The 12,682-nt window shown below is 43.7% G+C and carries 13 protein-coding genes; 5 read left to right on the forward strand and 8 right to left on the reverse strand.

Annotation, left to right across the window (positions count from 1 at the left end; genetic code table 11):
• Position 1: 1 nt before the first annotated feature.
• Positions 2-895, forward strand: a complete 894-nt coding sequence (locus tag FGM00_RS09310; protein WP_138852644.1) for a DUF4249 family protein — start codon at positions 2-4, stop codon at positions 893-895.
• A gap of 7 nt (positions 896-902) precedes the next feature.
• On the opposite strand, the gene FGM00_RS09315 is transcribed toward FGM00_RS09310, so the two are convergent.
• A complete protein-coding gene (locus FGM00_RS09315; protein ID WP_138852645.1) occupies positions 903-2,054 on the reverse strand; it encodes a glycerate kinase in 1,152 nt (383 codons plus the stop codon).
• Between the two features lie 47 nt (positions 2,055-2,101).
• Here FGM00_RS09315 and FGM00_RS09320 point away from each other — a divergent pair, with 47 nt between their 5' ends.
• Positions 2,102-2,350, forward strand: a complete 249-nt coding sequence (locus FGM00_RS09320) for a DUF6095 family protein (protein WP_236262984.1) — start codon at positions 2,102-2,104, stop codon at positions 2,348-2,350.
• Between the two features lie 2 nt (positions 2,351-2,352).
• Here FGM00_RS09320 and FGM00_RS09325 read toward each other — a convergent pair whose 3' ends face one another.
• Entirely contained in the window at positions 2,353-3,039 is a 687-nt protein-coding gene (locus FGM00_RS09325) for a DUF4294 domain-containing protein (protein ID WP_236262986.1), read from the reverse strand.
• A gap of 104 nt (positions 3,040-3,143) precedes the next feature.
• On the opposite strand from FGM00_RS09325, the gene FGM00_RS09330 reads away from it, so the two are divergent.
• The gene (locus FGM00_RS09330; RefSeq protein WP_138852646.1) at positions 3,144-4,232 is read left to right on the forward strand and encodes a M42 family metallopeptidase; all 1,089 of its coding nucleotides are present in this window, start codon (positions 3,144-3,146) and stop codon (positions 4,230-4,232) included.
• Between the two features lie 46 nt (positions 4,233-4,278).
• Positions 4,279-4,830 (forward strand): NUDIX hydrolase, encoded by a 552-nt coding sequence (locus tag FGM00_RS09335; protein WP_138852647.1) that lies wholly within the window; start codon positions 4,279-4,281, stop codon positions 4,828-4,830.
• Between the two features lie 42 nt (positions 4,831-4,872).
• Here the strand turns inward: FGM00_RS09335 and hisS are convergent, their stop codons facing one another.
• From hisS to rpsF, 6 genes are all read right to left on the reverse strand, one after another.
• Positions 4,873-6,252, reverse strand: coding sequence for a histidine--tRNA ligase (hisS, locus tag FGM00_RS09340; protein WP_138852648.1), 1,380 nt, complete (start codon positions 6,250-6,252; stop codon positions 4,873-4,875).
• 203 nt (positions 6,253-6,455) lie between these two features.
• Positions 6,456-6,929 (reverse strand): DUF6495 family protein, encoded by a 474-nt coding sequence (locus tag FGM00_RS09345; protein ID WP_138852649.1) that lies wholly within the window; start codon positions 6,927-6,929, stop codon positions 6,456-6,458.
• A gap of 83 nt (positions 6,930-7,012) precedes the next feature.
• Complete coding sequence (locus tag FGM00_RS09350; RefSeq protein WP_138852650.1) at positions 7,013-10,177, reverse strand: TonB-dependent receptor; 3,165 nt, start codon at positions 10,175-10,177, stop codon at positions 7,013-7,015.
• Between the two features lie 390 nt (positions 10,178-10,567).
• On the reverse strand, positions 10,568-11,020 hold the full coding sequence (rplI, locus tag FGM00_RS09355) for a 50S ribosomal protein L9 (protein ID WP_138852651.1): 453 nt from the start codon (positions 11,018-11,020) through the stop codon (positions 10,568-10,570).
• 12 nt (positions 11,021-11,032) lie between these two features.
• A complete protein-coding gene (gene rpsR / locus FGM00_RS09360; RefSeq protein WP_138852652.1) occupies positions 11,033-11,329 on the reverse strand; it encodes a 30S ribosomal protein S18 in 297 nt (98 codons plus the stop codon).
• Positions 11,330-11,334: 5 nt separating this feature from the next.
• On the reverse strand, positions 11,335-11,673 hold the full coding sequence (rpsF, locus tag FGM00_RS09365) for a 30S ribosomal protein S6 (protein ID WP_138852653.1): 339 nt from the start codon (positions 11,671-11,673) through the stop codon (positions 11,335-11,337).
• Between the two features lie 233 nt (positions 11,674-11,906).
• On the opposite strand from rpsF, the gene FGM00_RS09370 reads away from it, so the two are divergent.
• Positions 11,907-12,599, forward strand: coding sequence for a LytR/AlgR family response regulator transcription factor (locus FGM00_RS09370; protein WP_138852654.1), 693 nt, complete (start codon positions 11,907-11,909; stop codon positions 12,597-12,599).
• The last annotated feature ends 83 nt before the right edge of the window (positions 12,600-12,682 follow it).

The raw sequence follows: 12,682 nt of genomic DNA on the forward strand, positions 1-12,682 counted from the left end.
GATGAGGAAGCTATGCTTTATGATACTTGCGGTTGGCGTGCTCTTAGGATGTGAGGATGTTATTGATGTTGATGTTCCAATTGACGACCCACGCCTGACCATCGATGCGCTTTTTAGAATCGATGCCGCTCAGAGCCTACAAACCGTTAGGGTGAACGCGGGAATTACAAGTGGTTTTTTCGACGAATTACAGGCCGCTGATTTAGAAGAGATTGCATTGATAAATCTCGATTACGAACCAACAGACGCAAATGATTCCAGCATATTGCAACTGTCCGAAGTTGCCCCCGGAGTTTACGAGGGCACCAAGAATACAGTATTCTTTTCAGAAGGCGAGCTGCGTTTGTTCATCAGGCATCAAGGGCAGCGTTATCTTGCAAGTACCGCCTTTGTACCCACCACCGATATAGATGAACTGGTACAAGGGGAAGACAATCTTTTCGGCGGCGATGAGACCGAAATCATCGTCTCATTCATAGATACTCCCGACAGAATGGATTATTACCTCTTTGATTTGGATTTTAATGAGTATTTAGTAACCGAAGATGTATTTTATCCAGGACAGCGCTTTGAGTTTTCCTATTTCTATGATGACGCCGTCACACCGGGTATGGACCTGGATATTAGTATTCTGGGGGTAGACATGCAATTTTACAACTATATGAACCAAGTTATCGCCCAAGCGGATGGGGGCAGCGCCGGACCTTTCCAAACGCCCTCGGCTACAGTACGAGGGAATATCATAAATGTAACCGATGCAAATATCGCTACGATTGAAGATGCCGCGGCGGTCGAAAATATTGGATCCTTAGAGGGGATAGATAGCACCGATAACTTTGCCTTGGGATATTTTGCCATATCGCAGACCTTTACCAGATCGATTACCGTCGAATAAATATTCTTCAATTAGCCGAGATTGACCTAAAATAAGTGGCCACTTGATTTTCGATCAACTCACTGGCATGCCGCATGCTATAATCCAATGTCATGTTTTTTTTGTGTATTTCCAGTACTTGGTCCAAGCCCATGGGCGTATACTGCTCCTTCCCTAATTCCGACTTTCCGCAGACCGCGATTACAGGAATATTATATGCCCTTCCTAGCTGGACAACCCCTTTTATCAATTTTCCGTTTGCGGTCTGTTCGTCCAACTTCCCTTCCCCGGTGATGATATAGTCAAATGTTTTGGAAGCCAATAGCATTTCCAATTCGGTTATCTTGAACAGAAACTCGGTACCCGGAATAAATTCGGCATTGAGAAATACTTTCAGTCCGTACGCCGCCCCACCGGCAGCTCCTGCCCCCGAAATAGCTGCAGCGTTCTTGAATAGCTGTTCCCGAACCAATTTTGACAGTCGCTTTAAACCTTTGTCCAGCAATACTATCTGCTGGGCGGACGCTCCCTTTTGCTTTCCATAAGTATATGCAGCTCCTTTTTTCCCATACAATGGATTGGCTACATCATTGACGGCAAAAATGGCCGTTTTTTCAAGGGAAACGGCATCCGCAGACCTTTTGATGTGCGAGATTTTAGTTAAATTTCCACTTGTAGGCGCCAATCGATTTCCCCTGGAATCCCGAAACTCGAAACCTAGCGCTCCTGCAATTCCGATGCCGCCGTCGTTTGTAGCGCTACCTCCCAAACCTACGTAGATGCTTTCCGCCCCTTTCTCGATGGCATCCTTGATTTGTAGACCGGTGCCGTAACTGGATGTTTTCATTACATGGCGTTCATCTTCGGCCAACAATTCGAGTCCGGCTGCTTTGGCCATTTCAACATAGGCCGTTTTGCGATGTGCATCCCAAAGGTAAGCTGCATTGATTTTTCTCCCCAAAGGGTCCTCCGTCACCATGAAAATCTGATCGCAACCCAATTTCTTATGGATTGAATCAAGAAACCCATCACCCCCATCCGAAACGATGACCGAATGTATGTCGACTTCCGGAAAAACCGAATATATTCCCTTACCTAGAGCAGCAATGACGCCTTCGGCAGATAATGAGCCCTTAAACTTATCGGGTAATAACAGCACACGTAATGCGGTATTTTTCATCTTTACGGTATAATGTCATTTGAAATATAAGGTTTACTTTTGAATGTATGGGAAACAAGGTAATGCGAACAGACCGCGACTTACTCATCAAGGGGATACGATTTTTATCCTACACCGTTATCTTGATGTTCACGGCGCCTTTTGCGGTCTATCAAGCCTTTAAAAACCAAGAGCATCCGCTTTACATTCCTGTCTTGGTGCTAGGATGTATCCTGGCTCTAGCCGCGATTGTAATGGGTTTTGTGAGCATCAAAACGATTATTGATGCCTTCTTCGGTAAAAAGAAAAAGAAGTAGGCCTATTTTTTTTTATCTTCTTTTGGGGCCCATTTATTGCTTAAAGTTGCATAATCAAAGCTCAGGGCGCTGCTTTGTCTTTCCAAACGGCTTGCAGCAAAGGCCCGTTGAAGAATATCTTCTATGAGGTAATCTTCATGTACGCTCTCCGGATGAAACTCTTCTTTAATACTGATATCGAACATTTTGGCCGTCGTATTGTACCAAAAGGCCCTCCAGCCACTGCGCAGTTCCTTCACCAAATCAAAGGCGGTAGTACCCGTTTGACGATGAATCAATTTTACGAGAATCTGACCCTCGGTACGGGTCAGTTTTTTCAATTCAGCAGAAAATTCTTCCTCGATAAACTTCTGGACCTCCTTAGTGTAGCGCTTCCGATGTCTATTTTTCTTGATTTTCGTAATACTGTCATTCAATTCCGTTAGACGATCAGCGGCCATTTTAGCATAAGGAAAAACCTTGATGGTCTTGCGCCTTAGAATATAATAGCGAAGTTTTGAGTCGTAGTCGGAAAACTTCAATTTGCTGAATACATACACCTCGCCCAAATCTATGGAGTTACGGATAATCGAATCGCCCTCGATGATGATTTTCTTCTCTGTAACGGAGTCCATTTGTTGTTCCTCGACCTGAGACATCCCAAGAAAGCATAGAAACAAAAAGCCGAAAACTAAAATCCTTTTCCTCATGTAAGCATATTAGGCAAAAGCCTTGCCAAAATTAACGATTAATACCCATGCTTATTATTAAAGAATAGTGAATATTACTAAGTTTGTAGCTAAAACCGGAATATATGGCCCAAAAGAAAATCATTACCAAAAAGTCCCTCGATTTTTTCGAAAAATACTTGAACAATGCCGCACCTACAGGCTATGAGTGGGAAGGACAAAAGTTGTGGATGGAGTATCTAAAGCCATATGTCGATACATTTATCACCGACACTTACGGTACTGCCGTAGGCGTCATCAATCCCGAGGCAGAATACAAAGTGGTTATCGAGGGGCATTCCGATGAGATTTCCTGGTATGTAAACTACATTACCGACAATGGTTTGATCTATGTCATTCGAAATGGTGGAAGTGATCACCAGATAGCGCCTTCCAAATGGGTCAACATCCATACGAAAAATGGAATCGTAAAGGGTGTTTTCGGCTGGCCGGCAATCCATACCCGTAAAAGCGGGAAGGAGGAACCACCAAAATTGGACAATATTTTCATTGATGTAGGTGCCAAGGATAAAAAAGGTGTAGAGGAAATGGGAGTGCACGTGGGTTGCGTCATTACCTATCCCGACGAGTTTCATGTATTGAACAAAGACAAATTCGTGTGTCGTGCCATAGATAATCGGGTTGGTGGCTTTATGGTGGCCGAAGTCGCCAGACTTTTAAAAGAGAATAAGAAGAAACTGCCCTTCGGCCTGTATATCACGAACTCGGTACAAGAAGAAATCGGCCTTCGTGGGGCGCAGATGATCGCTGAGAAGATACAACCCAATGTCGCTATCGTGACCGATGTGTGCCACGACACCACAACTCCGATGATTGAGAAAAAAGTGCAAGGTGATACGGAAATCGGTGCCGGACCGGTAATTTCCTACGCTCCCGCAGTACAGAACAAACTAAGGGAACGTATTATTGAGACTGCTGAAAAAAAGAAAATTCCATTTCAACGTATGGCCGCTTCTAGGTCGACAGGAACCGATACGGATGCTTTTGCCTATAGCAATAGCGGTGTGGCCTCGGCATTGATTTCGTTGCCCCTTCGCTACATGCATACCACCGTGGAAACCGTGCACCGCGATGACGTGGAGAATGTCATCCGACTGATTTACGAAACCCTGCTTACGGTAAAATCTGGAGAAACATTTAGCTATTTCGACTAGTTAGCCAACCTTAACCCTCCCCAAAAAGGAGGGCTTTTTTAGTTGTATGGATGAATTATTGGACATTCTGGACGCCAACGGAAATTTCACGGGTTCGACCGCTATAAAATCCCTCGCGCACCGCGATGGACTTTTTCACGCAACGGTTCATATCTGGTTCTATACTGCGGATGGGCAGGTATTACTGCAACAAAGAGGCAAAGACAAAAACACCCACCCCCTACTCTGGGATGTTTCGGTAGCTGGCCATGTGAGCGCCGGTGAACAGATTGAAACAGCTGCCCTCAGGGAAATCGAAGAGGAAATTGGTCTTTCGGTCGGCTTGCACGATTTGCAAAAAACAGGTGTCTTCAAATCCATTCAAAAACACGATAATGGCTCGATCGACTGTGAGTTTCACCATACATTTCTCTGTGAATTGTTCGCACCCTTTAAAAAATTGCGACCCCAAGCATCTGAAGTTGAAGAGTTGGCCCTGATTTCACTTGATGATTTTTCGACCGATGTACTAGATGGGCAAATTCCTGAAAGATATGTCCCGCACGCATCGGACTATTACCGCGCAGTACTTTCGAAAATACGCGAGTGCCTTACCTAAGCCGAGAGGAGGAACTACAAGATTTTTGAAGAAATAAGAGTGTTAGCCTAAGGATGCGATAAACTCCTCAAGCTGATCGAAGCGATACGTCGTTTGGTCTCCCTTTTTCATGTCCTTCACCACAAAAGACTGGTTTTCCAGTTCCTTTCCACCAATTAAGATAACAAACGGGATGTCGCGATTGTTCGCATATTTCATTTGCTTTTGCATCTTCGTATCGGAAGGATATACATCTGCGGTAACACCGGCCTTTCGGAGTTGGGTTACCAATTTTAAGGAAGCCATAGCCTCCTGTTCGCCAAAATTCACGCAAAGCACCTGTAACGATTGGCCTATAGCTTCCGGAAACAGATTCAATTCATCCAGTACCAGATAAATGCGGTCTAGACCAAAGGAAATCCCAACGCCACTGACATCTTTAAGGCCAAAAATTCCGGTTAGGTCATCATAACGACCACCTCCACCAATGGACCCCATTTGTACACCTTCAGGTGCGGAAACCTCAAAAATAGCTCCGGTGTAGTAATTTAAGCCTCGAGCTAGGGTAACGTCTATAGAAAGTTTTGCCGACTGCAATCCCAATTCGGCGATACTTCTCAAGATGAATTCAAGTTCCTCGACTCCTCGACTACCTTCTTCCGAATCGACAAGCAATTTTTTCAGTGTATTTAATTGATCCCCATTACTGCCTGACATGGTAAACAAGGGACTCGCTTTCTCAATCGCGGATTCCGTGATTCCCTTGCTTAGCATTTCCTTTATAACCCCTTCTTTCCCGATTTTATCCAATTTGTCCAACGCAACCGTAAAATCGACCAATAGGTGCTTTGCTCCAATGACCTCGGCAATACCCGCCAAGATTTTTCTATTGTTAAGCTTGATGTTGACACCAGGTAATTTTAAATCCGTGAAAACGGCATCGTACAATTGCACCAACTCCACTTCCTGCAATAGCGAAGTGGAACCCACTACATCGGCATCACACTGAAAAAACTCCCTAAACCTTCCCTTCTGGGGCCTATCTGCACGCCATACCGGCTGTATTTGATAGCGCTTGAACGGAAAATCGATTTCATTTTGGTGCATGACCACATACCGGGCAAAGGGTACGGTAAGATCATATCGCAATGCTTTTTCGGTAATCTTGGGTGCTATAGTATTCGAGTTCTTGGAACTGTAGGTAACATCGTCGACCTTACTGATAAAATCCCCTGAATTCAAAATTTTAAAAATAAGGCGGTCGCCTTCATCGCCATACTTACCAAGTAAGGTTTCGGAGTTTTCAAAGGATGGGGTTTCAATGGGCTGAAAACCGAAAGTGTGAAAATGCTTTCTGATGACATCAAAAATATAATTGCGCTTACTGACTTCCGAAGGTGAGAAATCACGTGTTCCTTTGGGAATACTCGGTTTTTGGGCCATTTGGTTCTATTGTGTTGCAAATATAGTTTTCACTTGGTTGCCCTACAAGGGCTTAGGATGTTTCGTTTGGAGTTTTCCCGGGACTATCGGTGCAATTATCAGAGGTTCGGTGCTTTGGTCTAAGGTTCGGACTTTCTACCCCTCCGTCTTTATCCGCCTCAGGGCGGACAAATCATTCGCCCCTTGTCTGAAGGGAGAAGCTCTTATGAGCCTATCACTTTTTCAAACCATTGGTACAATTCCCCCTTGGTTATTACCGCACCTTGTTGGATTAGACTAAACTTGTCCAGGTTTTTATCCTCTGTATACGCTTTAGAGGCCGTTAGGTATTCTACAAAATCAGATTGCCAGTTTTTCTTGAACCAATTAAAACCCGTAGTTGTGGTCAAATCAATTTCGGGGTTCATCACTTTTACCGAAATCAGCTTCATTTCTTTTTCGGTGCAATGAAAGAGATGCATGTGCTGCGCCGATATATTCTCCAGATAGCCTATCTTATTGAGCACTCCTTCCCATACCAAGTCGCTAAACACGTCTACTTCATCTTCCGCAACTTCCGGTTTGTCTTCTTTTAGGTTTTTCCACTCCTCACCGGTAATGGACTGCGTTGCCAAAAAATTAATGAACTCTTGCTTTAGTTCTTCCAATTGCTGTTTTGTAAGCCGTGTATATTTCATGCTGCAAAAATAAAAAGGCCATACGAAACGCACGGCCTTTATTTGAGTTAAGTACTCTTTTCGGTTATTAAGCGTATAAAGTTTTAATTGAAAATATAACGAACCCCAACTTGCGCGCGCCATCTCGACAACAGTCTAGTATCCGCGGTAAACGTATCCACTAAATTTTCGTCGTAGGTATAGGTCGGCACGTTGTTTTCGTCGACGCTTACCCCTAGCACTTGGTCAAAGGAAACCCTTTCGGTCACGCCCCAATTCGAGTTGATCAAATTCCCCACATTCAGAACGTCAAGACTCAATTGAAATTTATTCTTTTCGTTGATTTTGATGTCCTGAAGTATTTTAACGTCCCAGCTGCTCCTCCATGGCGAAAGGCCTGCATAGCGTTCAGCGTATTCGCCGCGAATACCACTAAGATAATCGTCTTGTTGAATAAACTGTTCAAAAGCTTCGGCTTGGCCAGTTCCACTAAAATTCATTTGGCTCAACTCCCCGGAGGTCGGCACATACAGCAAATCATTGATCCCGGAACCATCATTGTTGATATCCCCACCATAAATATAATTGAAGCGGCCACCTTGCGCATATTCAAAGAAAGTCGACACCGTTGTTCCGGTCTTGAACTGCTTCGAAATGACACCTACAAATCGATGCTTGTTCCCGTATCTTGAAAAAGATAAAACATCCGTATTGGCATTCCCGACTACAGCGTTTCCGGCAAAGGCATCCCCCGTAATTTCAGCATCGATACTATTTACTTCCTTCGCATCCAAGAAACTGTATGCCAACTGCGCGAAAAATCCGTTTTCCCATGTTTTTTGAGCTTTTACCGCAGCATTGAAGATTCTACCTTGATCGGAATTCGTAAAAACGAATGCACTTGTCGGCCCGCCGAAAATTTGGGACTTATCATCGTTGGTGTACACTGCTCTATTATCAGGACCTGCCAAAGTTCCCGAAGGTGCACTCAAACCATAATTCTGCACATGGGCCGCATTGATATCCTTGGTATAGGAAACATCGGCTGTAAGTACGAGCCCATTGTCAAACTTCTTGTCGAGCCCTAGATTGGTGCGCCAGACTTGTGGCCATTGGTAATCCGGGTCTACCAATTGATAGAAAAAGAAATCTACCCCTTGCACTTGGTTGCCCAACCAAACGAATGGAAAACGACCGGTGAACAGCCCGGAACCTCCCCGAAGCTGAAGCGTTTTATCATTTTTAATATCCCAGTTAAAACCAACTCTCGGCGAAATCAGCCATTTTGTGGTCGGTAAGCGTTCCGAATCAAGAAAAATGGCCGTGTTCGTATCGGGGTCGGTATATTCAATCGATGGAATATAGGTGCCGTTGGCACCACCTTTGCGTTCTATATTCTCCCGAATTTTTTCCCTCGTATCGAAATACAGTGGTCTATCGAAACGAACCCCATAGGTTAGCTTGAAATTTTCGGCAACGTTCCAGTCGTCCTGCGCATAAAAGGACATTTGACCGACATTGGTTTCAGCGAGCGACCAGCCGCCCGGGTTTCCGGTTCCATTTTCTTCCAAAGCTCGGTTACTGGCGATAGCCGCGTCGAAAGCGCTTTGCAATTGCCCTGAACTGGCAAACTCCGGGAAATCGGTAATCGTAGTAGTGGGAAAGAAAACACCCTGAGCCCCATAAGCTCCAAGGTTAAATGAATTGTCGAACTGAAACTTCTCGAAAGAAAAACCGACCGTGTAGGTATGGTTCCCCTTAAAAATGTTCATATTATTGGTTATCTGTAAGACCTTTTGGTCCAGCTCATTGTTTATGGAAAATGGTTCGTGACCGGCGATAATATAGCTAGAGGATCCTGTCGCGTCTAAAATCTGTATGCTCGGGGCCGGTGAGGAAAACGGATTCCTAAAATCGTCGAAATGCGTATAGCCGACTTGTAGTTTGTTCACCACTTCATCGGTCAGCGTAGAATTCAACTCCATTTGAATGGAACTGATATTATTGTTGATTTCATAGCCCGCATTTTCAAACTGCAACACAGAGGCATTCGGGCCTCTGAATGCAATGGCATTTCGGTTGGCCGGTTGCTCTCTGGAGGCGTTCAACCAGTTATAGATGATAGCGAATCGATTCTTATCATTAATATTCCAATCCAGTTTTAATATGCCCTTGGTCGATTTGCTATCGTAATTAAAATCTTTAAAACGTCCCGGATTGTAGAAAATATCGTTCCCCTGACCGTCTTGACCGATGACTACCTGCCGCAACAGATTATCTACCAATTGAAAATCAGACTCCAGCACCCGTGTTTCATTGGCTGCCCCTGTTCCCGTATTCGGCACCAACCCATCCGTTCCGGAATCGGTAAGATCGTCACTTTCAAAATTCGCGAAGAAAAAGAGCTTGTTCTTGATAATCGGTCCGCCAATACTTATACCGTATTGTTTTTGTTCCAAACCGGTCTTGAAAATATCGTCACCGTTTATCTTTCCTCCTGTTAGATCGTCGTTTCTAAAAAACCCGTAGACAGTTCCTCTAAATTCATTGGTTCCACTCTTGGTGACCGCATTTACCGAAGCCCCTGTAAAACCGGATTGTGTAACATCGTAAGGCGCCGTGGTTACCTGTATTTGTTCTATGGCATCAATCGATATCGGGGTAGCGTTCGTTTGTCCGCCAGGTTGCGCTGCGTCAAGACCAAACGGATTATTGAAGATGGCTCCGTCCAACGAAAAATTATTGTATTGGTCATTACGACCGCCAAAAGAACCATCGGAGGTGGCTGTAGGTTCCAAGCGGGTAAAATCATTGGTAGACCTTGAAATCGTTGGAAGCCTGGTCAGTTCGCGACGACCAACGCTAGTCTCGGCGCCCGTTCGATCACTACCGAAAGTACCGCTCTGATCCGATATGACAACAACTTCATCCAAAGCCTGGCTTTCGGAAATAAGTGTCGCATCAATATTAAAGGTTTGCCCAAGGGACAAGAAGATATCGCTTTGTTTCTGTTCCTTGAAACCGATATAGGATATGGTTACCTCATAGGGGCCGCCTACACGAAGGTTCAACAGATTAAAACGACCGTCTTCATTACTAATGGCACCATATGTTGTGCCCGTTGGCGTATGAACGGCGACTACATTCGCCCCAAGCAAAGGCCCTTGGTCATCTGCCACTGTACCGCGTATGTTCGCTGTAGTGACCTGTGCCATTGCTGAAAGGCCACACAAAAAAAGAATTAAAATAAGATAGGGTTTCGCTTTCATAATAGATGTGTTTGATTGAATTGTAAATTTAATCGATAAAAAAAGCGCTATGCACGCATAACTCTTGAACTTATCAACCGCTTTGCTGTTTTTGCTAACAGTGAACATCTAAAATCGCTTCTCGTCGTAATTCAAAAAAGGGAGCGTGGCTAAAAATTGACGGAATAACAGTTTATGGATAGGGACGTACTTTCTTCACCCTGACGGCCACCGAAATCGAAATTTATATGGCACATCAAACCAAATCGTGAAAAAGAGGTATTATGATACGTGAACGATGGAAGTGCTAAATCGAAAACCCGTTCTCAGAGCCACCAGAGAAGGCTATCTCATTAAAAAAGCCCTTCTACCTGTTGGCAGAAGAGCTTAGAATTTTACCTTAAAAGAAATCTAGCTTTTCGACGCGACCACTTCAAAAGCCAAATCAACGACTACATCCCTATGCAATCTGATTTGGGCATTGTAAGGTCCGGTTCGCTTGACGCTACCTCCTTGAATACTGATGAATTTCTTTTCGATTTCATGACCTTCTTTTTCCAAAGCTGCTGCCAAGTCCATATTGGTTACCGAACCGAATAATTTATCACCTGCACCCGCCTTTGCGGAAATTTTGATGTCCAATGTTTTCAAAGCCTCAGCGGTTTTCGTAGCTCCGTCAACGATTTTCTTCTCTTTGTGGGCACGTTGTCTTAAATTCTCTTCCAGAACTTTCTTGGCTGATGGTGTCGCCATTGTGGCCATACCCCTTGGGATAAGATAGTTTCTACCGAATCCGTTCTTCACTTTTACAACATCATCTTTAAAGCCTAAATGCTCTACGTCTTGTTTCAATATCAATTCCATGATGCTTCTGTTTTATTTTAATAAATCGCCAACGTAGGGCATTAATGCGATGTGGCGTGAGCGTTTGACGGCCTGGGCTACTTTTCTCTGATATTTCAATGAGGTACCTGTAAGTCTTCTGGGAAGTAATTTACCTTGCTCATTCACCAATTTCATCAAGAAATCCGGGTCTTTATAATCGATATACTTAATACCTGATTTCTTAAAACGACAGTATTTCTTTTTGGTGTTCGTTTCGATGTTCAATGGGGTCAGATATCTGATTTCCCCATCTTTCTTTCCTTTTGCCTGTTGCTGTAATGTTGCCATATCCTTTATGCTTTGGTTTTTAACCTTGTTCTTCTTTTTTCTGCCCACGCAATAGCGTGCTTGTCTAATTTCACGGTCAAGAATCGCATGACACGCTCTTCCCTTTTGAACTCCTGCTCATAAGGATTGATTACCTCTCCGGGAGCGGTAAACTCGAACAAGTGGTAAAACCCACTTTTTTTGTGCTGGATAGCATAGGCCAATTTTTTCAGGCCCCAATTTTCCTTGGAGACCATTTTGGCTCCATTTTTAGTTAAGAAATCCTCGAATTTCTTTACTGTTTCCGCAATCTGGTCATCAGAAAGCACGGGATTCAAGATGAAAACAGTTTCGTAATGGTTCATATTTATAGTTTAAATTTTGGAGTGCAAAAATAGGAATATTTGCGATACTTCACAAGAAAACCGTTTTTTCTTCGTTATACATGGAACAGAATCATAAATCGAACTTAACCAAATCTTAACCATGGTCATCTGTAACGCATTAAACGGACATATCCATTAACAGTAAAAAATGTAGTTAATCGTGTTTTTTTAGTATTTTACCGATGATTTAACCCCACAAATCGACCCATCTTATGAAATTAAGAAGTATTATCGTAGACGATTCGTCCATGCAACGAATGGCAGTCGCGAAGCTGGTGAACAATCACCCGAACCTTGCTATGGTAGCAGAGTACAGCAACGCGATCGAGGCCAAGAACGGCATCAAGAACAATGAAATTGACTTAATTTTCCTAGACGTTGAAATGCCTATTATCAACGGATTCGACCTACTCGAGTCTTTGGACAACAGTCCACAGGTAATTTTAATCACCGGTAAGCCCGATTACGCGCTTAAAGCATTCGATTATGACGTAACGGATTACTTGCACAAGCCAATTACAATGGCCCGCTTCGAAGCTTCTATTCGTCGTGCGGTCGCGAAGTATGAGCAAATGCACAAAATACAGGAAGACGAAGAGCATATCTTCGTAAAAAGTAACCTGAAGAAGAGAAAGGTGATCCTGAACGATATTAAATGGATCGAAGCACTTGGCGATTACATCAAATTGGTAACCGACGAAGCGAACATCGTAATCCTATCGACAATGAAATCTTTCGAAAAGCAATTGCCCGCCGAAAAGTTTCTTAGAATCCACAAATCATATATCGTAAACTTAGAGAAAATCGAGAAGTTCAACAGCAAGAATGTTGAAGTGAGCGGAAGATCTATTCCCTTAAGTAGAAATAAAAAGACCGAGCTCGCCGAAGCGCTGGCCAACGTCTAATACAATCCAACACAAGTACTGACCGCTATATTCCATTGGAATGTAGCGGTTTTTTATGAAGTAATAGGTAGAAAGTAAGGTGT

Origin of the sequence: Aggregatimonas sangjinii (assembly GCF_005943945.1) — a bacterium.
GTDB classification, from domain to species: Bacteria; Bacteroidota; Bacteroidia; order Flavobacteriales; family Flavobacteriaceae; genus Pelagihabitans; species Pelagihabitans sangjinii.